At 61.8% G+C, this 23,634-nt stretch carries 21 protein-coding genes; 10 read left to right on the forward strand and 11 right to left on the reverse strand.

What is annotated here, in order from left to right; all coding sequences use genetic code 11:
* Positions 1 to 40: 40 nt before the first annotated feature.
* The gene (locus KOM00_RS11490; RefSeq protein ID WP_216499050.1) at positions 41 to 973 is read right to left on the reverse strand and encodes an aspartate carbamoyltransferase catalytic subunit; all 933 of its coding nucleotides are present in this window, start codon (positions 971 to 973) and stop codon (positions 41 to 43) included.
* Between the two features lie 219 nt (positions 974 to 1,192).
* A complete protein-coding gene (pyrR, locus tag KOM00_RS11495) occupies positions 1,193 to 1,726 on the reverse strand; it encodes a bifunctional pyr operon transcriptional regulator/uracil phosphoribosyltransferase PyrR (RefSeq protein WP_216499051.1) in 534 nt (177 codons plus the stop codon).
* 487 nt (positions 1,727 to 2,213) lie between these two features.
* Between pyrR and yhbY the strand changes: the two genes are divergently transcribed.
* Positions 2,214 to 2,510 carry a ribosome assembly RNA-binding protein YhbY gene (gene yhbY, locus KOM00_RS11500; protein WP_216499052.1) on the forward strand — a complete coding sequence of 99 codons (297 nt, stop codon included), beginning with the start codon at positions 2,214 to 2,216 and terminating at the stop codon, positions 2,508 to 2,510.
* A 162-nt stretch (positions 2,511 to 2,672) separates the two neighbouring features.
* Here the strand turns inward: yhbY and KOM00_RS11505 are convergent, their stop codons facing one another.
* Positions 2,673 to 3,080: a bacteriohemerythrin gene (locus KOM00_RS11505; RefSeq protein WP_216499053.1), complete on the reverse strand. Its 408-nt coding sequence runs from the start codon at positions 3,078 to 3,080 to the stop codon at positions 2,673 to 2,675.
* Between the two features lie 118 nt (positions 3,081 to 3,198).
* Positions 3,199 to 4,347: a deoxyguanosinetriphosphate triphosphohydrolase gene (locus KOM00_RS11510; protein ID WP_216499054.1), complete on the reverse strand. Its 1,149-nt coding sequence runs from the start codon at positions 4,345 to 4,347 to the stop codon at positions 3,199 to 3,201.
* Between the two features lie 223 nt (positions 4,348 to 4,570).
* Between KOM00_RS11510 and rsmD the strand changes: the two genes are divergently transcribed.
* From rsmD to KOM00_RS11540, 6 genes are all read left to right on the forward strand, one after another.
* On the forward strand, positions 4,571 to 5,152 hold the full coding sequence (gene rsmD / locus KOM00_RS11515; RefSeq protein WP_216499055.1) for a 16S rRNA (guanine(966)-N(2))-methyltransferase RsmD: 582 nt from the start codon (positions 4,571 to 4,573) through the stop codon (positions 5,150 to 5,152).
* Positions 5,143 to 5,634: a pantetheine-phosphate adenylyltransferase gene (coaD, locus tag KOM00_RS11520; RefSeq protein ID WP_216499056.1), complete on the forward strand. Its 492-nt coding sequence runs from the start codon at positions 5,143 to 5,145 to the stop codon at positions 5,632 to 5,634. Before rsmD ends, coaD begins: the two co-directional genes overlap by 10 nt.
* A gap of 98 nt (positions 5,635 to 5,732) precedes the next feature.
* Positions 5,733 to 5,924, forward strand: coding sequence for a DUF1858 domain-containing protein (locus KOM00_RS11525; RefSeq protein WP_216499057.1), 192 nt, complete (start codon positions 5,733 to 5,735; stop codon positions 5,922 to 5,924).
* 491 nt (positions 5,925 to 6,415) lie between these two features.
* Positions 6,416 to 6,979, forward strand: coding sequence for a helix-turn-helix domain-containing protein (locus KOM00_RS11530; RefSeq protein WP_216499058.1), 564 nt, complete (start codon positions 6,416 to 6,418; stop codon positions 6,977 to 6,979).
* A 63-nt stretch (positions 6,980 to 7,042) separates the two neighbouring features.
* Entirely contained in the window at positions 7,043 to 9,292 is a 2,250-nt protein-coding gene (locus tag KOM00_RS11535) for an NADP-dependent malic enzyme (protein WP_216499059.1), read from the forward strand.
* A 110-nt stretch (positions 9,293 to 9,402) separates the two neighbouring features.
* Positions 9,403 to 9,945, forward strand: coding sequence for a beta-class carbonic anhydrase (locus tag KOM00_RS11540; protein WP_216499060.1), 543 nt, complete (start codon positions 9,403 to 9,405; stop codon positions 9,943 to 9,945).
* 153 nt (positions 9,946 to 10,098) lie between these two features.
* Here KOM00_RS11540 and rocF read toward each other — a convergent pair whose 3' ends face one another.
* Positions 10,099 to 10,989, reverse strand: a complete 891-nt coding sequence (rocF, locus tag KOM00_RS11545) for an arginase (RefSeq protein WP_216499061.1) — start codon at positions 10,987 to 10,989, stop codon at positions 10,099 to 10,101.
* Positions 10,990 to 11,003: 14 nt separating this feature from the next.
* The gene (locus tag KOM00_RS11550; protein ID WP_216499062.1) at positions 11,004 to 12,113 is read right to left on the reverse strand and encodes a putative NPN-dependent ornithine cyclodeaminase; all 1,110 of its coding nucleotides are present in this window, start codon (positions 12,111 to 12,113) and stop codon (positions 11,004 to 11,006) included.
* 215 nt (positions 12,114 to 12,328) lie between these two features.
* Between KOM00_RS11550 and KOM00_RS11555 the strand changes: the two genes are divergently transcribed.
* From KOM00_RS11555 to lepB, 3 genes are all read left to right on the forward strand, one after another.
* A complete protein-coding gene (locus tag KOM00_RS11555) occupies positions 12,329 to 13,972 on the forward strand; it encodes a methyl-accepting chemotaxis protein (protein WP_216499063.1) in 1,644 nt (547 codons plus the stop codon).
* 144 nt (positions 13,973 to 14,116) lie between these two features.
* Entirely contained in the window at positions 14,117 to 15,916 is a 1,800-nt protein-coding gene (gene lepA / locus KOM00_RS11560; protein ID WP_216499064.1) for a translation elongation factor 4, read from the forward strand.
* Positions 15,917 to 15,933: 17 nt separating this feature from the next.
* Complete coding sequence (gene lepB, locus KOM00_RS11565; RefSeq protein ID WP_216499065.1) at positions 15,934 to 16,605, forward strand: signal peptidase I; 672 nt, start codon at positions 15,934 to 15,936, stop codon at positions 16,603 to 16,605.
* 355 nt (positions 16,606 to 16,960) lie between these two features.
* Here the strand turns inward: lepB and KOM00_RS11570 are convergent, their stop codons facing one another.
* The 5 genes from KOM00_RS11570 to KOM00_RS11590 all read right to left on the reverse strand — a co-directional run bounded on the left by KOM00_RS11570 (position 16,961) and on the right by KOM00_RS11590 (position 23,626).
* The gene (locus tag KOM00_RS11570) at positions 16,961 to 18,265 is read right to left on the reverse strand and encodes an aminotransferase class I/II-fold pyridoxal phosphate-dependent enzyme (protein ID WP_216499066.1); all 1,305 of its coding nucleotides are present in this window, start codon (positions 18,263 to 18,265) and stop codon (positions 16,961 to 16,963) included.
* Positions 18,266 to 18,506: 241 nt separating this feature from the next.
* Positions 18,507 to 19,706 carry a cofactor-independent phosphoglycerate mutase gene (locus KOM00_RS11575; protein ID WP_216499067.1) on the reverse strand — a complete coding sequence of 400 codons (1,200 nt, stop codon included), beginning with the start codon at positions 19,704 to 19,706 and terminating at the stop codon, positions 18,507 to 18,509.
* A 148-nt stretch (positions 19,707 to 19,854) separates the two neighbouring features.
* Complete coding sequence (xerD, locus tag KOM00_RS11580; protein ID WP_216499068.1) at positions 19,855 to 20,733, reverse strand: site-specific tyrosine recombinase XerD; 879 nt, start codon at positions 20,731 to 20,733, stop codon at positions 19,855 to 19,857.
* Positions 20,733 to 23,417: a [protein-PII] uridylyltransferase gene (glnD, locus tag KOM00_RS11585; protein WP_216499069.1), complete on the reverse strand. Its 2,685-nt coding sequence runs from the start codon at positions 23,415 to 23,417 to the stop codon at positions 20,733 to 20,735. Before glnD ends, xerD begins: the two co-directional genes overlap by 1 nt.
* A complete protein-coding gene (locus KOM00_RS11590) occupies positions 23,417 to 23,626 on the reverse strand; it encodes a hypothetical protein (RefSeq protein ID WP_216499070.1) in 210 nt (69 codons plus the stop codon). Before KOM00_RS11590 ends, glnD begins: the two co-directional genes overlap by 1 nt.
* Between the last annotated feature and the right edge of the window lie 8 nt (positions 23,627 to 23,634).

Raw genomic sequence — 23,634 nt, forward strand, 5'->3', positions numbered from 1 at the left:
GTCCAACGTAGAACGTAGAACATAGAACGTAGAACGGCCTCTATTCCACCGGCTCTCCGCCGCAGACGTGGTACAGCATGGCCATCCTGACCGCGACGCCATTCTCCACCTGCTTCAGAATCGCGGACTGGTCGCAGTCGGCAACCGAGGAGGCGAGCTCCACGCCGCGGTTGATCGGGCCGGGGTGCATGACGATGGCGTCTTTCTTCGCCAGGGCGAGCACGGCGGGGTTGAGGCCGAAGTAACGGGAGTATTCGCGCATGCTGGGGAGCAGGGTCTTGCCCTGGCGCTCCAGCTGGATCCTGAGCATCATGACCACGTCGGCCTGGTCCACCGCCTCGCGCATGTCCTTGCAGACGGTCACGTTGCCCAGACGCTCGATACCGGGGGGCATCATGGTCGGGGGACCGGCGAGGAAGACCTGCGCGCCCATGGTGGTGAGGCCGTAGATGTTGGAGCGGGCCACGCGGCTGTGGGTGATGTCGCCGACGATGGCGACCTTGAGACCTGCCAGCTTGCCGAACTTCTGGCGCATGGTGAGCATGTCCAGCAGCCCCTGGGAGGGATGCTCGTGGGCGCCGTCGCCTGCGTTGATCACGGAGCAGGAAACCCTCTTGGCGAGGTACTCGTGGGCGCCGGAAACCGAATGGCGCATCACGATGATGTCCGGCTTCATGGCGAGGATGTTGGCGGCGGTATCGGAGAGGGTCTCACCTTTGACCACGGAGCTGGTCGACGCGGTGATGTTGACGGCGTCGGCGGATAAACGTTTCGCGGCGATCTCGAAGGAGGTACGGGTCCTGGTGGATGCCTCGTAGAAAAGGTTGATCACCGTCTTGCCGCGCAGAGTCGGCACCTTCTTGATGTCCCGCTGGTTGATCTCGCTTAGGTTGTCCGCCGTGTCGAGGAGCAGTTCGATCTCCTGCTTGGTCAGATCCTTCAGGGCGATGATGTCTTTGTGCCTGAAACCCATGGTCCCCCCCCAGAAACTAGTTTTGCGCCTCGCACCGTTACGTGGCGCGTTGAAAACGATCAGACTAGATTGCAAGTGCTTCAAAAATCTACCCTCACCCGGCCTTCGGCCCCCCTCTCCCGGAGGGCGAGGGCTTCACATCCACCTTCTCCCGCCGGGAGAAGGTGCCCCGCAGGGGCGGATGTGGGCGGAGGTGTGAGGGCGAATGATTATTCGCCCCTACTTCTGCAGGATGACCTCGGTCGGCTTGTTGTCCGCGTCAAAGGCGACCATGATGTTCTCGCTGCGGCTGGTAGGCACGTTGCGCCCAACGAAGTCGGCACGGATGGGAAGGTCGCGGTGCCCGCGGTCCACCAGCACGGCAAGCTGGATGCAGGAGGGACGTCCCTGGTCGAAGATGGCGTCCATGGCGGCCCTGATGGTGCGGCCGGTGAAGAGGACGTCATCCACCAGCACCACCTTCTTTCCTTCCACGGAGAAGGGAAGCTCGGTCTTGCCGACCGGAAGGTGCTCGTGGTGCCCCTTGATGTCGTCGCGGTACATGGTGATGTCCACCGCCCCGACCGGGACCTCCACCCCTTCGATCTCGCTCAGCCGGGCGCCGAGTTCCTGGGCCAGGTGCACCCCGCCGGTCCTGATGCCGACCAGCACGAGTCCTTCGACCCCTTTGTTCTTCTCCAGCACCTCGTGGGCTATCCTGGTGAGGGCCCTTTTAACGCCGGTGCCGTCCAGTATCACAGTGTTTTCAGCCATAATAACCCCCTGTCATCGGCGTAAGCGCCTGTCGTTTAACGTTTTCGCGCCCGGAGCGCGTAATTAAAAAGAGCCTTTCCGCACAGATGGGCGAAAAGGCTCTTCCTTTTAGATAGTAAAAGAGTGCTTTATGCTTCACCTTTGCTAACCTCACGGGGCTAATTTAAAAGGCATCGATAAATTTGAGACAAAGTAGCATCGAGACTTACCAGAGTCAAGGAAAAGGAGATGAGGCAGACAAAGATTTAGATTAAGATTGAGCAATGATACCGGGCCGCGTTCACACCGCTTCTCACTTCGGCGGCGACACCCCAAGAGACGCTCCGGCGCCCCTGCGAACCCCACACCTTTGTCTTTATCTTTGTCTTTATCTTTATCTGCCTTTAGTGCTATAAAGCTCGCACCGTTTTTCGGAAAAAATACAGACTTTTTGCAGATGGCACAAGGCGGCAGCCCGAAAGCCTGCATGAGTACAAAGGAAGAAGTGATGTTGACAGGAAAGCAGAAAAGGTTTCTCCGCGCGCTCGGGCACAGCCTTAAGCCGGTGATCCAGGTAGGCAAGAGCGACGTCAGCGAGGCGCTGGTGAAGGAGACCATCGAGGCGCTGGCCAGCCACGAACTGATCAAGGTGAAGGTGCTGGAGAGCTGCCTCATGGACCGCCACAGCGTGGCGGAAGAACTCTGCACCGCCTGCGAGGCGGAACTGGCGCAGGTGCTGGGACGCACCCTGCTGCTCTACAAGCAGGCCAAGGAGCCGAAGCTGGAGCTTCCCAAGGGGAAATAACCGGATCAGCCGCCATCATGTAAAAAGCCTCCCCGACACTCAGGGAGGCTTTTTACGTTTCCGGCCGGTTACGATCGCCCGTTACACACGCCGCATCCCCTCTCCCCCTGGGAGAGGGACTGGCGGGGATCATCTATCGGTAGCTTTATTTTGCAGGAGGGCCTAGCGCAGGCCGGATGCGTTGAACAGGGCCGAGTATTTCATGTCCGTCCCCATTATGTGGTCCTGCAGCCAGCGCTTCAGGAATTCCAGGATCTCGGCGGTGAAGATGAGTCCTTGGTTGTCGGCCCGGTTCTTCAGGTCAAGGGCCTTGGCGGCAAACTCCTCGTGCTCTCTTTTGTGCGCCACGAATTCGGGGTACTGGAACTTCTGCATGTACGCCTCTTCGGTCTGGAAGTGGCTGGCCACGTACGTCACCATCGAGGCGATGATTTCCTTCTGCGCCTCCTTCCCTACCCGTGCCATGTGCGCGTCGTACAGCGCATTCAGCATGTCCACAAGGTTCTTATGCTGGTCGTCGATCTCCTTGACCTTAACGCTCAGTGCATCACTCCATTCAAGATAAGCCATCCCGATCACCTCAACAGTATTGTTTTCCCTGAGCGGCTATTTATCACACCTTTCGGCCCAGGATCAAGCCGGAGAGTTCGTCGACATCGTCTACGGAACCGCTACAACGACCTTGCTGCTAGACCCGCTCGTACGGTTCGAAGAGGCGCTTGAACTCGTCCAGGGCGAAGCGGTCGGTCATGCCGGCGATGTAGTCGCAGATCACCCGCTCGCGCCCTTCGCGTTCCATCTTCACCTGGTGCTTCATGGGAAGCAGCGTCGGATGCTTCAGGTAGACCTCGAAGAGCTCGGCCAGGTAGCGCTCGGCCTTGACCCGCATCCTCTCGACCTTGTAGTGACGGTACAGGTTCTGGAACAGGAAACGTTTGAGCTGCGCGTTGCGCTCTGTCATGGCGGGGCTGAAGGAGACCACCGGGACGTTCACCCTTCTCAGGTCCTCCTGGGTCTCGATCTTCAGCTTGCCAAGGTTCTCCGCGGTGGTCTGCACCAGGTCGTTGATCAATACGCCGATCAGCGCGCTCACGGTCTGGCACACACCGCGCTCGACGTCGATGTCGGGGTACCTCGCCACGATCCCCTCGTGCACCTCGTTCCAGAGCTCGACCTTCTTCAACTGGCCAAGGTTCACGTACCCGGACTTCAGGCCGTCGTCGATGTCGTGGTTGTTGTAGGCGATCTCGTCGGCGAAGTTGATGAGCTGGGCCTCGACGGTGGGGACGGTTCCCGGAAGGAACTCGGCGAAGATGGGGGCGGGGGAATCGTAGGGGGAGGAATGCTTGGCGATCCCTTCGCGCACCTCCCAGGAGAGGTTGAGCCCGTTGAAGCCGGGGTAGCGCTCCTCCAGCTCGTCCACCACCCTGAGCGACTGCAGGTTGTGCTCGAAGCCGCCGCACCCCTCCATCAGACGGTTCAGCACCTCCTCGCCGGTATGCCCGAAGGGGGTGTGCCCGAGATCGTGGGCAAGAGCCAGTGCCTCGGTCAGCTCTTCGTTCAGACCGAGCCTCCTCGCGATCCCCTTCCCTATCTGGGCGACTTCCAGGGAGTGGGTGAGACGGGTGCGGTAGTAATCCCCTTCGTGGTTGACGAAGACCTGGGTCTTGTATTCCAGGCGCCTGAACGCGGCGCAGTGAATGATGCGGTCGCGATCCCTTTCGAAGGCGGGACGATTGTCCCTGAACTCCTCGTGGTGCTTGCGTCCGCGGGATGTGGAACTGGTGGCCGCGTAGCCCGCCAGATCGCCTCGCTCCAAGGCATTACCCTCTTTCATCCGCCCCCCTGCTCAGTCAGTTAAAAGTAGGTAATTTATATACTGGTCGCCGACGCTGTCAACAGCAAACTTGATTGACCTTATCCATGCATCGTGCTAATAGAGCTGCTTGCGGCGCAATGTCATACATCATTTGCCGCCCGACAAGCTGCCACGCGATACAGACCCGTTGCAGCCATGGAGTTGTTCTCTTTATGACGTACCTAAACCGGAGATGGTCCTCATGCGGGTGATCGCGGGAAGCGCCCGCGGCCGCCAGCTGCTGGCCCCGAAAAACCAGCGGGTGCGCCCGACCGCGGACCGTGTCAAAGAGGCGCTCTTCAGCATCCTCACCAGCCGCCTGGGAGATTTCTCCGGCATGCGGGTCCTCGACATCTTCGCCGGCACCGGCAACCTCGGCATCGAGGCGCTCAGCCGCGGCGCGGAAAGCGCGCTCTTCATCGATTCGCACCGCGACTCGGCGGAGCTGGTCCGCAAGAACCTGGAAGGGACCAGGCTCGCGGAGCGGGGCAAGGTCGTGGTGCAGGATGCCGCAGCTGCCATCCGGTGGCTCTCCCGCGGCGAGCCCCCGTTTCACCTGGTGTTCCTCGACCCTCCCTACGCCGAGGGGCACACGCAAAGGTTGCTCGAATTGCTCTCGACCTCGCCGCTCATTGACGCGGGCAGCACCGTGGTCGCCGAGTTCTCCGCCAAAGAGGATGTACCAACGCGTTTCGGCAGGCTGGTTGAAAGCGAGCGCCGCGTCTACGGCGACACCGCCCTCTCCTTCCTGACCATTTCAGACAGAGGTGAACCGTGCCCCTGAGAGTGGCTGTCTATCCCGGCTCCTTCGATCCCGTAACCTACGGCCATCTGGACATCATCGACCGTGCCCTCAAGATCTTCGACGGCGTCATCGTGGCAGTGGCCAGAAACTCCGAGAAGAACGCCCTGTTCACCGTCCAGGAGCGGATCGACATGCTCTCCGAGATCCTCAGGGACCGACCGCAGGCGCGGGTCGAGACCTTCGACGGGCTCCTGGTCGACTACGTGCGACGCGCCGAGGCCACCGTGGTCATCCGCGGCTTGCGCGCGGTTTCCGACTTCGAGTTCGAGTTCCAGCTGGCCCAGATGAACCGCAACATCACTCGTGAGGTGGAGACGCTGTTCATGATGACCTCGGTCCCCTACAGCTACCTCTCCTCCTCCATCGTGAAGGAGGTGAGCCACCTGAACGGTCCGGTGGACAAGCTGGTGCCGCCGCTGGTGAAGAGCGCCCTGGACGAGAAGTTCAGGCCGGGACGCTGACATGGGCGGTTGCGTGGCACATCACGTTTGATAGCATGAGAGGCGTTTGCGCATAGCAGCGCCTTTTTTTATTCCGCAGGACTGTCACAGGAGGCCGTATGATCAGCAAGGACATGACCATCAGCGAAATCCTCAGGCGTTACCCGCAAACCCTCCCCGTCTTCGAACGTTACGGCCTTGACTGCTACGACTGCCAGATCGCCGACTTCGAGCAACTAGAGCACGGCGCCAGCGTGCATAAAGTCGACCTCAAGGCCCTTCTCGACGAGCTGAACAAAAGCATCTGCTGAGGGTGCCCCCTCGCCGTTTACTGGTTGACGACGGCCTTACGCAACCCCTCTCCCTCCCCCGGGAGAGGGTGCCCGAAGGGGGGTATGAGGGCCTTGCGGCAGCTTACCGTTTTACCCTCGGCACACGTCCTCGCCCCGCCCTTCTCCCCTCCCGCCCCCCTTCCCCCGCCCGGCGCATCATCACCCGCACAGTCCGCTCCAAAGTGGCAGTTACGACCGCACGACCACGTCCGACAGCATCGAAAACCGTACTGTTACCGGCCGGCGGTTCGATATCAGTAAACGCGATTTTAAAACAGGGTAAATGGATTTACCCACTCCCCAAAGCGCCCTTGCCTGGAGGCCGCAGAACGTGCTACCTTCAGTCACCTCGGCACCTTACCGTCAGGATTAATTTTTTCTTGTATTCACTATTTAAATTGACTTTTTACCAAAACTGAATAATTTTAGCCGAAGTAAAACGGTGGATTATTCACCAGAGGAGCAGCGTCATGTCAGAGTACAACATCGGGTCAAGACTGAAGAAACTGCGTCAGGCCCGGAAACTTACCCTGCAGGCGGTGGCCAACGAGACCGGCTTCTCCCCGGCCCTGATCTCGCAGATCGAGAACGACAACGTTTCCCCCCCGATAGCAACCCTCTCCAAGATCGCCAAGTTCTTCGACATCAAGCTGGCACAGCTTTTCAGCGAGGACGAGGACGACCGCAAGTTCGAGGTCGTGCGTGCGCACGAGCGGCGCATCGTGCCCCGGGTCATCTCCAAGGAGGGGACCAAGCAGGGATACTTCTACGAGTCCCTTTCCTTCTACAAGCAGAACAAGAAGATGGACGCTTTCATGGTCACCCTGACCGAGAAGGCGCCTGAGGCCAACACCTACAGCCATGACGGCGAGGAGTTCATCTACGTCATGAAGGGAAACGCAGATTTCCTGCTGGACGACAAGAAAATCACCCTGCACGAAGGGGATTCCCTCTATTTCGAGTCGAGCATGGGACACCGTCTTCTGAGCCACGACGGCAAGGAGGTTAAGGTCCTGGTGGTCGTAACGAAGTAAATCCAAGAGCAGTGGATTCAATGGCGGGCAGCCGCTCATCCTATGGGTCAAAGGAGAACTTAAATGAGCAAGAAATTAGGGGCACTGGACTACCACTCCAGCGGTAGGAAAGGAAAGATCGAAGTCATCGCCACCAAACCGTGCCAGACCGCGGCAGACCTGTCGCTTGCCTACTCTCCCGGGGTCGCCGAGCCCTGCCTCGCCATCCAGCAGAACCCGGACGACGCCTACAAGTACACCGCCAAGGGGAACCTGGTCGCCGTCGTTTCCAACGGCACCGCGGTCCTTGGCCTTGGCAACCTGGGGGCGCTGGCCGGCAAGCCGGTCATGGAGGGGAAAGGGGTCCTCTTCAAGCGCTTCGCCGACATCGACGTCTTCGACATCGAGCTCAACACCGAGAACCCGGACGAAATCATCAAGGCCTGCCAGCTCCTGGAGCCGACCTTCGGCGGCATCAACCTCGAGGACATCAAGGCCCCCGAGTGCTTCTACATCGAGGAAGAGCTCAAAAAGACCATGAACATCCCGGTCTTCCACGACGACCAGCACGGCACCGCCATCATCTCCTCGGCCGCCCTTTTGAACGCGCTGCAGCTCGTCGGCAAGAAGATCGAGGACATCAGGATCGTGGTGAACGGCGCCGGTGCCTCGGCCAACTCCTGCGCTAAGCTCGCCATCGCCCTGGGTGTCAAGCCGAACAACATGATCATGTGCGACACCAAGGGGGTCATCTACAAGGGGAGAGTCGAGGGGATGAACCCCTACAAGGAGCTCTTCGCCGCCGACACCCCCTTCCGCACCCTGGAAGAGGCAGCCAAAGGCGCCGACGTCCTCTTCGGCCTCTCCGCGAAGGGGGCCTTCACGCCGGAGATGATCCGGAGCATGGCGCCCAACCCGATCATCTTCGCCATGGCCAACCCCGACCCGGAGATCACCCCGGAGGAGGCGCACGCGGTGCGCGGCGACGTGATCATCGCCACCGGCCGTTCCGACTATCCTAACCAGGTGAACAACGTGCTCGGCTTCCCCTTCATCTTCCGCGGCGCGCTGGACGTGCGGGCCACCGCAATCAACGAGGAGATGAAGCTTGCCGCGGTGCATGCGCTGGCGCGGCTCGCCCAGGAGGAGGTGCCCGACTCGGTCTCCAAGGCCTACGGCAACGAGAAGTTCTCCTTCGGGCCGAACTACATCATCCCCAAGCCGTTCGACCCGCGCGTCCTGTTGCACGTGGCGCCGGCCATCGCCCAGGCCGCCATGGATACCGGCGTGGCACGCCAGCCCATCGAGGACATGGCGAAGTACATCGAGCAGCTCGAATCGTCCCAGGGGCGTTCCAAAGAGGTCATGCGCATGATCATCAACAAGGCGAAGAGCGAGCCGAAGAAGGTCGTCTTCCCCGAGGGTGACAACGAGAAGATCCTGCGCGCGGCCCAGATCCTGGTCGAGGAGGGTATCGCCCAGCCGATCCTGGTGGGTGACCGCAAGAAGATCCAGCAGAAGATGGACGATCTGAACCTCGACCTGGAGGTCCCCATCGTCGACCCCACCGACTCCGAGCATACCGAGGAGTACGCCCAGGAGCTCTACCGCAGACGCCAGAGAAAAGGACTCACCCTCACCGAGTGCCAGCGCATCATGCGCAGGAAATCCCGCGTGCAGTTCTCCACCATGATGGTGGCGCAGGGACATGCCGACACCCTCCTCGGCGGGATCGACACCCACTACCCGGAGACCATCCGTCCCGCCTTGCAGGTGCTCGGCAAGCAGGCGGGGCTCTCCAGCGTGCACGGCCTCTACATGATGGTGTTCAAGAAGGAGGTCTACTTCCTGGCGGACACCACGGTGACCATCGACCCGACCGCGGAGGAGCTGGCCGAGACCGCCATCCTCGCCGCGGAGAAGGTCGCCATGCTCGGCATCGAGCCGAGGATCGCCATGCTCTCCTTCTCCAACTTCGGTTCGGTGGACCACCCGCACACCAGAAAGGTGAAGCGCGCCGTGGAACTGGTCAAGGAACGTGCGCCCAACCTGATCGTCGAGGGTGAGATGCAGGCCGACACCGCCGTGGTTCCCGAGCTTCTGGACGGCTTCACCTTCTCGAAGCTTAAGACCCCGGCCAACGTGCTGATCTTCCCGGACCTCAACTCCGGCAACATCTGCTACAAGCTCTTGCGCCGGCTGGGCGGCGCCGAGGCCATCGGCCCCATCCTCATGGGGATGAACAAGCCGGTGCACGTGCTGCAGCGCGGCGACGACGTGAACGACGTGGTCAACATGGCAGCCATCGCCGTGGTGGACGTGCAAAACGCCTAAACGAGTCGGCCTCCGCCGTATACCGGGCGGAGGCCGCTTTTCCTTGACTTGGGCGGAGTTTCGGCTTAAAAAGCCGTTTTGGCACTAACGACAAGGAAAGCAGGAAAACAATGACTCTTCTCGATAAAGTCCTGAATCACAACAAAAGGTTCGTGCGACCGGGGGCGTTTCCTCCCCTCCCCAAGGACCCAAAGAAGCAGCTTGCCATCTTCACCTGCATGGACACCAGGCTGGTCGACTTCCTCGAACCCGCCATGGGGATCAAACGGGGCGACGCCAAGGTGATCAAGAACGCGGGCAACACCCTGGTCGATCCCAACGGCGGCGTGATCCGCAGCCTCGTGGCCGCGGTCTTCCTGCTCGGCGTCGAAGAGATCTTCGTGATCGGCCACAAGGACTGCGGCATGGGGTCGGTCGACGTGGAGCAGCTCAAGGCGAAGATGGTGGAGCGCGGCATCGACCCGGCAGCCATAGAGGGCCTGGACCCGGACCTGGGTCAGTGGGTGGGCGCCTTCAGCTGTCCTGAGGAGAACGTGGAGAGGGTCACCGGGGTCATCCGCAACAGCCCCCTCATCCCCAAGGACGTCCCCGTGCACGGGCTGATCTTTTGCCCCAACGACGGTCACCTCGAAGTGGTGGTGCCCGGCTACTGAAGCGTCTCCAACGTTCATCGCCAAGGAACTAACGGTGGTGAAGCACCACAACCTCGGCGGCTGACCATCCCCCCCCGGTGGCACGCCCGCTTTAAAAAGAAAAGCCTGTCCGGCACCCGGACAGGCTTTTTTCGTTGTCGGGTGGCGGTCCCCCTACAGGATCGACGCCCCGAAGGCGGACGCGGTCAGCTCCACGGCGATCTTGGCGGTCCGGTTGCTGTGGTCCAGGATCGGGTTGATCTCCACGATATCCATCGACCGCAACAGACCGGTGTCGGCGATGATCTCCATCAACAGCTGCGCCTCTCGGTAGGTGATCCCCCCCGGCGCGGTGGTCCCCACCCCCGGCACCTCGAGCGGATCCAGCCCGTCCAGATCGAGGCTCACGTGCAGCCGGGTGCGATGGGCCAGCCGCCCCAGCGCCTCGTGCGCGATGGCCGCCATCCCCCGCTCGTCGATGTCGCGCATGGTGTAGGCCTTGATGCCGGAGCCGCGCAGGCGCAGTCTCTCCTGGGGATCCAGTTCGCGCAGGCCGATCAGGATGATGTCGGAGGCGTGCAGCTTCGCCCCGGGGCGCCCCACGTTGACCAGCTCCGGGAACCCCTCCCCCAATAGCGCCGCCAGCGCCATGCCGTGGATGTTGCCGGTGATGGTGCTCTGGGGTGTGTTGAAATCGCCGTGCGCGTCCACCCAGATCACCGCCGCCGGCTGTTCGTCGGTCACCCCGCCGATGGAGCCGACGGCCATGGAGTGGTCCCCCCCCATGAAGATAGGCATGAACCCCTGGGTGATGGCGCTGCGGCCGGCCAGGTAGACCGTCTCGCAGACCTGACGGATGGAGGGGAGGTAACGCAGCTCCCGTTCGGCTCCCAATACGTCCCGCACCGGCACCGGCAGGTTGCCGATGTCCTCCACGATGTACCCAAGTTCCGACAGCCGCGTCGAAAGCCCCGCGTAACGCAGGGCGCCGGGCCCCAGATCCACGCCGCGCTGTTCCTGCCCCAGGTCGACCGGTACTCCTATCATCCTTATGCAGTTTTCCATGACCGCGCCTTTTCCTAACCGAGCTTCTTCAGGTGGTTCCAGAGGTTGACGACGAAATCCTGCGCGTTGGTCAAAAGCCCCACCGCCTGTGCGGACCCGCGATTGGCAAGTTTGTCCACCGAGAACTCCGCCATGTCGACCACGTAGAAGTAGACCGGACGCACCTGTCCGTCAGCCTCGACCCGGTAACTCGGCACCATGTTGCCGAAGGCGATGGAGTGCAGCTGGGTCGCGATGGCCAGGACCGTGGTGGCTTTCCTGGCGTGCACCCGCATCGCGTCCTGGGCCTGGTAGGCGTCGGGGATCACCTCCGGCAGCGGGCCGTCGTCGCGGATCGATCCGGCGAGCACGAAGGGTATCTTCTTCCTGGTGCAGGCGTACATGATGCCGTCGTCGAGTCCGAGCTTCTCAATGGTCTGCGGGATCCCCCCGGCCTGACGCGCCTCGTTGATGATATCAAGGTGGTTGTAGTGTCCCAAGGGCATGATCGCCTGGGTGTAGATGTTCTGCCCCAGGCCGGTGCGGAAACGGGCCGCCTCCAGGTCGTGGGTCGCCAGGGCGTTGCCCGCCAGGAGTGCGTGGCAGTAGCCCGCCTCGATGAGCCCCTGCATGGCGTTTCGGCAGTCCATGTCGAAGGCCACCGCCGGTCCCAGCACCCAGACGATGTAGCCGTGGTCACGGTCGTGGCGCAGCACCTGGTACAGCTCGTCGTATGAGCGGGAAAAGGGGGTCTCCCTGGTGCCGCGGCTTCTGAAGGAGAACTTGTCGGCGAAGGGCTCGGCCAGGTTCAGGAAACCGCCGATGTGGAGATAGATCCCCTCCTCGCCGTTCTCGGTCCGCCCGACCACCACCTGGTCGCCCCGGCGCACCCGGCGCGGCTCCACCACGTCGATTTCCCTGCCGCGCAGCACCATGACGCAGTCCATCCGGCTGTCGGGCGCGATAAGCCACTCCCCTCCCCCCAGGTGCACGTATTCCGGGTGGTTCGAGGTGGCATGGTAGTTCTCGGGGAGCACACCGTCGGCGGGGGCGGGAGCGGTCTTCGCCGCGGGCGCAGCCGCCAGCTTGGGGCGGCGGAAGTCCGGAGGGTTGTATGAAGGGATCACGTCGCTGTGAAGAGACATGGGATGCTCCTTTTATAGAAGGATGACTGAGGCGTGGTCTTTGCCGGCGACTGGAAACTTTAGCATACGCGCATCAGCTTACAACGTCCTGCTCCAATCACCCTCGCCTTCTATACGAGTTTACCAATTCATGCTCAAGTTGGGAGGGTTTCTACCGATAAAGAGGATATCGCTGCCTCCAAAACCACTTTAGGCAGCCTTAAGGGGGAAATGTTATGGATTTCTGGATGAACCTCAAAGTGAAGACCAAGAGCCTGTGCCTTGTGGCGATCGCCGTTGTCACGCTGATTGCCATCGCCGGGGCAAGCCTTCACAAGATGCGCATCATGTCGGACGACCAGGAGGCGATGAACACATCCGTGATCCACGTCGGCATGCTGAACGACATGAAGAATGACCTCCTGGCCATCAGGCTGGACCTGGTCTACATGATGCTCCTCGAGGATCCGGCCCTCATCAAGGACAAGGCAGACGACCTGGAAAAACGGAAGAAGCAGATCGCTGAAACCCAGGCCAAGTTCCTGAAGTACGACCTGGATCAAAACGAAAAGCGCCTGATCGGCACATTCAAGCAGGGGTACGAGGAGTACCTGGTGCAAGGGGCCAAGCTGCAACAGATGACCCAGCAGAGCGTGGGCAACGCCGAAGCTCGCAAGGAAACGGTGGCCTTCGCGACCAGCTCGGTGGCGCCGCTCTACAAGAAGCCGGCAGACGCCATCAGCGACCTGGTGGCCGACAATTTAAAAAGCGCCGGGGAGCTCTACCAACAGGACCTCGCCGCCTACCACTCCTCCCAGGTCTTCATGATCGTACTCTCCGCGCTGGCCGCACTGTTCATGGGGGTCATGGGACTGCTCATCGCCAACTCCATCAGCAGGCCGCTCAAGATGGTCTTCGACACCCTGGCCGAGGTGGCGGCAGGCGACCTCACCGCACGCTCGAGCATCAGGACCCGCGACGAGATGGGGATGCTGGCAGCCGAAGTGAACGAGATGGCGGAGAAGCTGAACCAGACCCTGAGCCAGGTGGCGGCGAACAGCCAGCAGGTGGCCTCAGCGGCGAACGACCTGCACAGCACCTCTGAACAGATCGCCACCGGCGCAGAGGAGGTCGCTTCCCAGACCGGTACCGTGGCAACCGCCAGCGAAGAGATGGCGGCCACCTCCGCGGACATCGCCCAGAGCTGCCACAGGGCCGCCTCCGGCGGCGAGCAGGCGACCGGCCGCGCCCAGGCGGGCAGAGCGGTCGTCGAGCAGACCGTGCAGGTGATGAGCAGAATTGCGGACCAGGTGAAAACTTCGGCAGCCACCGTGGCGGGCCTCGGCGAGCGCAGCGACCAGATCGGCGCCATCATCGGGACCATCGAGGACATCGCCGACCAGACCAACCTACTGGCGCTGAACGCCGCCATCGAGGCGGCGCGGGCCGGCGAGCAGGGACGCGGCTTCGCCGTGGTGGCCGACGAGGTGCGGGCACTCGCAGAGCGCACCACACGCGCCACGCGCGAGATCGGCGAGATGATCAAGTCTATCCAGAGCGAAACCCGCGATGCCGTGGGAGCCATGGAGGAAGGTGTGCGCGAGGTGGAGAACGGCACCAGGGAGGCTGCCAAATCGGGCGAATCGCTGCAGGAGATCTTAAGGCAGATCAGCGAGGTGACCGAGCAGGTGAACCAGATCGCCACGGCGGCCGAGGAGCAGACCGCGACCACCGGCGAGATCACCAACAACATCATGCAGATAACCGAGGTGGTGCAGGACACCTCCCGGGGGGCGCACACCTGCGCCAACGCCGCCAGCAACCTCGCGGCCCTCTCCCAGGACCTGCAGCGCCTGGTCGGCCAGTTCAAGCTCGCCTGATCGAACCGCGGGAGAGGGAATCCCCCCCTCTCCCGCCTTCCCCCCCACCCACTCCTAACTCCCGTTTACGCCTAGAAATCCCTTTACAATTACCCCTTGGTTCTATATTATTCGCGAGTTAACCTCCGCGTGATAAAGGACAATATGGTACTCGAGCATATCCGCAATTTTTCCATCATCGCCCACATCGATCACGGCAAATCCACCATCGCCGACCGCCTTCTCGAATTCACCGGTGCTCTCTCCGCACGTGAGAAGCAGGACCAGTTCCTGGACAAGATGGACCTGGAGCGGGAACGCGGCATCACCATCAAGGCCCAGACCGTCCGGCTCAACTACCGGGCCGACGACGGTAAGGACTACATACTCAACCTGATCGACACCCCGGGGCACGTCGACTTCACCTACGAGGTCTCCCGTTCGCTGACCGCCTGCGAAGGGGGGCTCCTCGTGGTCGACGCCTCGCAGGGGGTCGAGGCCCAGACGCTCGCCAACGTCTACCTGGCCCTGGACGCGAACCTCGAGGTGTTCGTGGTGCTGAACAAGATCGACCTCCCCGCCGCAGAACCGGACCGGGTCAAGGCCGAGATCGAGGAGATCATCGGCCTGGATACCCATGACGCCGTGCTCGCCAGCGCCAAGGAAGGGATCGGCACCAAGGAGATCCTGGAAGAGATCGTCAAGAAGATCCCGCCGCCGCAGGGCGACCCGAACAAGCCGCTCAAGGCGCTCCTGTTCGACTCGTGGTACGACCAGTACCAGGGGGTCATCATCCTGGTGCGCATCGTGGACGGCATCGTGAAAAAGGGCGACAAGATCCAGCTCATGTCGAACCGGAAGAGCTACGAGGTGCTGAAGGCCGGCGTCTTCTCTCCCGACATGCGCGAGGTGCCCGCCCTCACCGCAGGCGAGGTAGGTTTCATCATCGCCGGGATCAGGGAAGTCGCCGACGCCAAGGTAGGCGACACCGTGACGCTCCTGCACAACCCCTGCGACGCTGCGCTTCCCGGCTACAAGGAAGTGAAGCCGATGGTGTTCTCCGGGCTTTACCCGATCGACACCTCGCAGTACGAGAGCCTGCGCGACGCGCTCGCGAAGCTCAAGCTGAACGATTCCTCCTTCTCGTACGACCCCGAGACCTCGCTCGCGCTCGGCTTCGGCTTCCGCTGCGGCTTCCTCGGGCTTTTGCACATGGAGATCATCCAGGAGCGCCTGGAGCGCGAGTTCAACCTCGAACTCATCACCACAGCCCCCACCGTCGTTTACCGCGTGCACGGGACCGACGGCAACATGATCCATATCCAGAGCGCGAACCAGCTCCCGCAGACCCAGGAGATCGCCTACGTCGAGGAGCCGTTCATCCTCGCCTCCATCCACGTCCCCAACGAATTCGTGGGGGGGATCCTGGCACTTTGCGAGGAGAAGCGCGGCGTGCAGCGCGAGATCAAGTACCTGACCCCGACCCGCGTCATGGTGGTGTACGAGCTTCCGCTGAACGAGGTGGTGCTCGATTTCTACGACCGTCTGAAGTCGATCACCAAGGGATACGCCTCGCTGGACTACGAGCTGCTCGACTACCGCCAGAGCGAACTGGTGCGCCTGAACATCATGATCAACGGCGAGGTGGTCGACGCCCTGTCTCTGATCATCCACAAGGACAAGGCCTACTACCGCGGACGCGAGCTGGTCTCCAAGATGAAGGAACTGATCCCGCGCCAGATGTTCGAGATCGCCATCCAGGCGGCGGTCGGCACCAAGGTCATCGCCCGCGAGACGGTGAAGGCGATGCGGAAGGACGTCTTGGCCAAGTGCTACGGCGGCGACATCACCAGAAAGCGCAAACTCCTGGAGAAGCAGAAGGAAGGGAAGAAGCGCATGAAGAACGTGGGCAACGTGGAACTGCCGCAGGAGGCGTTCCTTGCCATCCTGAAAGTCGAAGGTTAAAAAGGAAATAACTACACATGGAAGATTACAAAAACGTCTGCGAAGATAAACCCACCGAACCGGCCAACGAAGTGAAGCCCGCCAAGGGCAAGCACATCGCCCGTGAATACCTCGAATCGATCGTCATCGCGGTGCTGTTGGCCATGGTCATCCGCACCTTCATCGTGCAGGCGTTTAAGATCCCCTCCGGCTCCATGGAAGACACCCTGGCCATCGGGGACCACCTGCTGGTCAACAAGTTCATCTACGGCACCAAGATCCCCGGGCTTGACGGGCGCATCCTCAAGATCCGTTCCCCGAGGCAGGGCGACGTCATCGTCTTCGAGTACCCCGAGGACCCCACCAAGGACTTCATCAAGCGCGTCGTCGGCGTCCCTGGCGACGTAGTCGAGGTGAAGAACAAGCGCGTCTACGTGAACGGGAAGCTCTACGCCAACCCGCACGAAGTGCACAAGGAGCCGGATACCGTACCCAAGGAGTACAACCCGAGGGACTTCAAGGATCCGGTCACCGTCCCCGCCGACTCCTACTTCGTCATGGGTGACAACCGCGACCGCTCCTACGACAGCCGCTTCTGGGGTTTCGTTAAGATGGACAAGATCAAGGGGCTCGCCTTCATCAAGTACTGGTCCTGGGACAAGGACAAGATGCGGCCGCGCTTCAACGCAATCGGCAAGCTGATAGACTAAACGGCCGGTCTAGGTTCTACGCTAGAACCTCTCCTCAAAAAGGGGCTCCTCTGCAATAGGGGAGCCCCTTCTTCATTGCGCCGCCCTCCGCTCCTACCGGGGCCATCCCTCTTCAACCTCCCTCTCCCTCCGGGAGAGGGTCGGGGTGAGGGAGTCGCCACGAAGGGACATTGCAGCCGTCAGCACCGCCCTCACCCGGCCTCCGGCCACCCTCTCCCACAGGGCGAGGGGATGGAAAGCCCCCTTCCCCAAAGAGTAACAGCCACGAAAAAAGCCCCTGCCGCGCATGCGGTCAGGGGCTTTTGTTACGGCAAAACGTAGAACTTAGAACGTAGAACCTGGAACAGCAGTCAATTTACGCCAGGTCCTGCACACCCTTGTAGATGATGTCGAAGAGCTCCGGGATGTCCTGCTCGGCGATGCAGGAGAAGGCGATGCGGAGGTCGGTCTTGGTGGTGGAGATGGCGCCGACGCCATACTTGTCCAACAGGTGCAGGCGCAGCTTCTCGGCATCGACGGTCTTCAGCTTGAGGCACATGAAGTAGCCGGAGTTGAACGGGTAGTAATCCCAGGCTGCATCGTACTTGCCGCTGTTCAGTACTTCCTTGGTCTTAAGCGCGCGTCCCTTCATGATCTGGAACTTCTCCTCCTTCTGCTTCAAGAAGTCGGGGGAGCGCAGCGCCTCGATGACGAAGGTCTGGGAGGGATGCGGGCAGTTGGAGATGCGGGCGCGGATGATCCCCATCGCCTTCTTCTCGAGGGCGGTCATGACCGGCGCGTTCTCGTAGTCGTGACCGTCGGCGAAGGTGATGAAGCCGGTGCGGAAGCCCCAGACGAACTCTTCCTTGGTGGCGCCGTCCAGCTTGACCGCGAGGATGCGCGGATGGAGGTTCGCCAGCTTGCCGAAGAGAGATTCCTTGAGGCTGTCCTCGTAGAACAGGCCGAAGTAGGCGTCGTCGGTGATGGCAACCACGTTGCAGCCACCCTCGGCGACTTCCTTGATGGCGGCAACCAGGGCGTCACCCTCGGCGACGGTCGGGGTGTAGCCGCTCGGGTTGTTCGGGAAGTTCAGCAGCACGACGACCTTCCCCTTCTCCTCGGCGGAGTTCTGCAGGGTGGCCTTGAAGGCGTCGACGTCGTAGCCGCCCTTGGCGGTGAAGGTCGGGTACTTCTTCACGATGGCGCCGCTGCAGGTGCCGAAGGTGAGGTTGTAGTTGCCCCAGAGCATGTCCGGAAGGATCAGGTGATCCCCCTTGTCGACGAACATGTCGGCGACGATGGAGAGGCCGTGGGTAAGCGCGTTGGTGACGATGGGGCTGCTGAAATGCTTGCCCACCTGGCTCGGGTTCTCACGCAGCATCTTCTCGCGCCACAGGGCGCGCAGCTCGGGCTTCCCCGCCGGCGGTGCGTACGGGTAGATGTCCTTCGGATCGAAGGAGGAGAGCTTGTCCTGGATGCAGGAGAGGTACATCGGGCCGCCGTTCTCGGTGGCGATGCCGATGGTGGCGTTGAACTTGTGGGCTTTTTCCTTGGCTTCAGCCGACTGGGTAAGGATTCCCTTGGGGAAGAAGAGGTTCTTGCCGAGATCCGACAGCATCTCCAGAACATGGGGGCTGTGCTGGGCTAGAGACTCGTTTAACTCCGCGGCTAATGGATTCATTAATTCCTCCTGAAGCTTGATATGGTATCGCCCGAAGGCATCATCGCACTATCTGACAACTCAGAGACGGTCATTAAAACCCGTCGCCAAGCGGTTGTCAACGCTTAATGTGAGGGAACAGGTAAGGGGCGAATGATTCTTCGCCCCTGCCGTGATCACGTTTCTGTCTGTAGGGGCAAATAATTATTTGCCCAGCCGCCGGAGCCCGAAGGGGATCGTCCCTTTGGCATTCCGGCCCCCGTTACCGCCCCAGCAGCATCTCCATCAGCTTGTACCCCGGAGCGACCTTGAGGCCGGTCGCAGCCGCGGCAATCTCGTCGTAGCCGGCCACGCCGGCGTTCTCCTTCTCCTCGCCGGAGTAGATCACGAAGGGAACCGGATCGGAGCTGTGGGTCATCAGGGTGATCGGGGTGGGATGGTCAGGCGCGCAGAGGATGCGGTATTCGCCGAACTGCTTCACCCCCTGGAGTACCGGTCCCACCACCTTCTCGTCGAAGAGCTCGATGGCCTTGATCTTATCGGCGAGCTTGCCGGAGTGGGAAGCCTCGTCAGGGGCCTCCACGTGCACGAACACGAAGTCGTGCTCCTTGAGCGCGTCGATGGCGGCCTGAGCCTTGCCCTCGAAGTTGGTGTCGAGGTAGCCGGTGGCGCCGGGGACGTTGATGATGTCGAGGCCGGCGTACACGCCGATCCCCTTGATGAGATCGACCGCGGAGATCACTGCGCCGGTCAGGCCGTAGCGCGCGCCGAACCCTTCCATGGCCGGAGCCTTGCCGTGCCCCCACAGCCATATTGAGTTGGCAGGCACCTCGCCGTTGACGGCGCGGCGCTTGTACTGCGGGTGGTTGTGGAAGATCATCTGCGAGGAGTTCATCAGGTAGATGAGCTTGTCGGCACCCTCGCCGGAGGGCATGTGGCTGGTGATGTCCTGCCCGGAGATGTCGTGGGGGGGCGTCATCTTGATCTGGGTCCTGCCGCCGTGCCAGACCATGAGGTGGCGGTAGCTGACGCCGGGGTGGAAGGAGAATTCCTCGTTACCGAGCTGGCGCTGCAGTTCCTCGACCAGTTCACGTCCGTCGGCGGAGGAGATGTGGCCGGCGGAGTAGTCCTCCATGATCAGCTTGCCGCCGCGTGCCTCCAGGTGCACCAGGTTGAGGCGGAAGGCGACGTCGTCGGGGCCGAGGGAGACGCCCATGCTGGCCGCCTCCAAAGGCGAGCGACCGGTGTAGCAGTCGACCGGGTTGTAGCCGAACATGGAGAGGTTGGCGACGTCCGAGCCGGGAGCGTACCCTTCCGGCACCGTGTGGGCGAGCCCCAGCGTGCCGCGCTTGGCCATGAAATCCATGTTAGGCGTCTTAGCCGCCTGCAGCGGCGTTTTCCCTTCCAAAGCCCCGACCGGCTGGTCCGACATCCCGTCCCCGAGCAACACAACGTACTTCATAGCATCCATCCTTTATCAGTAATCTGTGGTTAGAGTGAAACACAATCTGTCACGCAAAGCCGCCAAGACGCAAAGGGTGAAACGCTTTAGAATCACCTGCCTTTCTAGGTATCTTCGCGCCTTTGCGGCTTTGCGTGAGGCTCTTTGTTTATCCCCTGGGGTGCGCCTTCTCGTGCAGCCTCTTCAGCCTTTCCCGAGTCACGTGGGTGTAGATCTGCGTCGTCGAGAGGTCGGCGTGCCCCAGCATGATCTGCACGCTCCTCAGGTCGGCGCCGTTCTCAAGCAGGTGCGTGGCGAAGGAGTGGCGCAGGGTGTGCGGCGAGATGCCGCTCCTGACGCCCGCCTGCAGGGCCCTTTTCTTGACGATGTTCCAGAAGGCCTGCCGGGTCATCCCCTCCCCCAGCCGGCTCAAGAAGAGCAGCGGCGAGCTCTTCTGCCTCAAGAGCTCCTGGCGCGCCTGCTCCAGGTACTCCCCCACCGCACGGCAGGCGCTCTCCCCCATCGGGATGAGCCGCTCCTTGTCGCCCTTGCCGATGGTCATCAGGTAGCCGGCGTCGATGTTGACGTCGCCGATCTTCAGCCCCACCAGCTCGGAAACCCTCAGCCCGGTGGCGTAGAGCAGCTCCAGCATCGCCTTGTCGCGCAGCTCGATGGCTCCGGTGTCCAACGGCGACGACAAAAGCGCCTCCACCTCGCGCGAGCTGAGAACGGTCGGAAGCTTCAGGAGCCCCTTCGGCGCTTCCACGATCGAGGTGGGATTCACCTCGCAGTACCCCTCCCGGACCAGGAAGCGGTGCAGCATCCTGAGCGCGGAAAGCGCACGGGCGCGGCTTCTGGGAGAGATCCCCTCCCCTTTGAGCTTGGCCAGGTAGCCGGTGACATCGCTGGGGCGGATATCGCCCGGCTCCCGCTCCCCGAGGTGGGCGAGGTAGCGGGTCAGATCGCGACTGTAGGCGGCGACCGTGTTGGCCGCGGCCCCCTTCTCGACCAGGAGGTAGTTCAGAAAGAGGTCGAGGTAGCGGTCCACTAGCCGTCGACTGCGGCGAGGAGCTCCTTGCGGATCTCCTCGAGCTTGCCCGGCTCCGAGATCTTCTGCCCGAAGATGTTCTTGACGTAGAACACGTCGGCGACCTGGTCCACCTTGGTGGAGATCTTGGACACCCCGATGTAGAGCCCGAGTCTCGTCAGCGTGCTGGTGATGCTGTACAAAAGCCCCACCTTGTCGTGGGCGTAGATGTCGATGACCGTGTAATCGGAAGAGACCTCGTTGTCGATCTCCACCCGCGCCGGCACGGTCGGCTTCGCCTTTTCGGTGAGGATGCTGGGGCGATGCCGCTTGGCCACCAGTTGCCCGACCCGGACCTTACCTTCCAGCACCTGCCTCAGATCGGACTCGAAGCGGGCCCAGCGGCTCTCCTCGGTGATCACGAACCCCTGCGGCGAGTTCACCTGCAGGATGTCCAGCACCTTTTCGTTGGTGTTGGTGTGGATCTGCGCCCCGAGGATGTTCATGCCGTTGGCCGCCATCACCCCGGTGATCATGGAGAAGAGGCCGGGGATGTCGAAGGTGCAGACGGTGCAGTTGGTGTATCCCTTCTCCACCTCGTGGGAAACCTGCAGCACCAGCAGCTTGCTGGGAAGCGCGAGCAGCGTGCGCACGTGCCCGGCGATGATCTCCGGGGCGTAGGAGAGCAGGTGCCTGGTGGTGAGCGCCTGGAGCTCGTCCTTGATGAGCTGCCCGGGGTAGTCGTCCGCCAGGAGGTCGAAGACGGTTCGCTTCACGCGGCGCACCCGGTCGCCGGAGGCCTCCAGCTTGAAGTCGCCCCGCTCGAGCACCTGGAAGGCCTTCTCGTAGAGCTCCTGCAACAGGAGCGCCTTCCACTCGGTCCAGACTTCCGGCCCCACCGCCTTGATGTCGGCGTAGGTGAGAAGGTAGAGCATCTTCAGGTTCTCGCTCTTCTCCATCTGGCGGGCGAACTGGATGATCATCCGTTCGTCGTGCAGGTCGCGCCGCTGGGCTATGTGCGCCAGAAGGAGGTGCTGCCGCACCAGAAACTGCAGCCGCTCGGAGTCCTCCTTGGAAAGACCCATGCGGCGAGCGATGGTCTTGGAAAGCTCGGCTCCCAGCTCGGCGTGGCCGCCCCCTCCCCCCTTGCCGACGTCGTGCAAAAGGACGGCGAGGAGCAGCAGCCAGCGCTTGTCGACCTCCATGGCGAGCTGGGTCAACAGCGGCAAGGTGGTCTTGTGCTCGCCGCGCCAGAGCTTGGCGAGCTCCTCCACCGCGAACAGGGTGTGGGTGTCGACCGTGTAGATGTGGTAGACGTCGTGCTGCACCTTGCAGTAGATCCGCTCGAACTCGGGGATGAAGCGATTCAGAAAGCCGAGGTGGTGCATCTGTTGCAGGGTGTCATAGACCTTCTTCTCGGACTGCAGGATGTTGAAGAAGGAGGCGTTGGCCTCCTTGGAACGGCGGAACTTGTCGTTCACCAGGTCCAGGCTGTTGCGAATCAGGGTTTTGGTGCCGAGGGCGAGCGCCACCCCCTGTTTCTGGGCGTGCTCGAAGATCTTGATGAGCCGCACCGGGTCCTTGTCGACCACGGTTTCGTCCGGGACCACCAGTTCCCCCTTCATGACGTAGAACCCGTCCCCCACCGGGCGGCGGGTGAAGTACCCCAGGATCTTGCGGGTGGAATCCTCGCGCTGGCTGCACTTGGTGATGAGGAGGGAACTGAAGTGCTCGACGCGGTTGGCGTGCAGGTAGAAGTCCTGCATGAACTGCTCGACGGCGAGGGTCTTTCCCTTGTCTTCGTAGCCGAAGAAACGGGCGATGGAGGTCTGGGCCTCGAAGGTGAGCTGGTCGTTCTTCCTGCCGGCCAGGTAGTGCAGCTCGTTACGGATGCGCCACAGGTAGGAGAGCGAGCTGTAGTACATCCCGAGCTCCTCCTCGGAGAGGACCCCCTTGATGACCAGCTCGCGCGGCTCGTCCACCTTGTATTTTATCTTGGCGACCCACATCGCGGTGTGCAGGTCCCTGAGGCACCCCTCCCCTTCCTTGATGTTGGGTTCCAGGATGTAGACGCTGGAGCCGTACTTCTCGCGCCTCTTCCTGAGTTCCTCGAGCTTCTCGTTGATGAAGGCGTCGCTTCTCTTGGCGAGCACCTGGGTGACCATCATCTTCTTCAGCTCGCCATAGAGGTGGTCGCTGCCGATGAGCAGGCGCGAGTCCAGAAGGGCCGTCTTGACGGTGACGTCGTTGGCGGCCATGTCCACGCAGTCGGCGATGGTGCGCACGGAGTAGCCCACGTCCAGGCGCAGGTCCCACAGGAAGTAGAGCAGGCGGTTCGCCGCCTCCTCGACCACCTTGGAGTCCTTGCCGCTGTACAGGAACAGGAGGTCCAGGTCGGAATACGGGTTCAGCTCGCGCCGCCCGTAGCCCCCCACGGCGATCAGGGCAAGCTGCCCGCTCTTGTGCATCTGCAGGTCGTCCGAGAGCGCGGTGAAAAGCCGGGTCACCAGGGCGTCGGTCATCGCCGTGATGGACTGCACCACCGAGATGCCGTCCTCCCCTTCCCGGTGCGAGCGTTTGGACTCCTCGCGGAAGTGCTCGAGGAATTCGCGCGCCGCAGCGAGGTAGGCGCCCCGCTTCTCCTCGAAGCTCCTGCCGTTCCCCTTCATCGCCTCGGACAGGTATGCATTTATGTTGAGGCGCATCACTCTTCCTTGGCGATCCGCACAACCTGCAGGACACCCGGGAAAGCCTGGATGTCCGACTCGGTGAGGCTTTCGGTGTCGCCGATGACCCCTATGATGACCCGGTTCGCGCCGGTGGACTGGTGGATGTCGAAGCCGCGCTCGATGAGGTACGACTTGATCTCTTCCTGGGCCTTTTCGTCGGCCGTCTTACGCATAACGATCAGCACCTGCAAAC

This window comes from Geomonas diazotrophica (assembly GCF_018919385.1).
Classification (GTDB): Bacteria; Desulfobacterota; Desulfuromonadia; order Geobacterales; family Geobacteraceae; genus Geomonas; species Geomonas diazotrophica.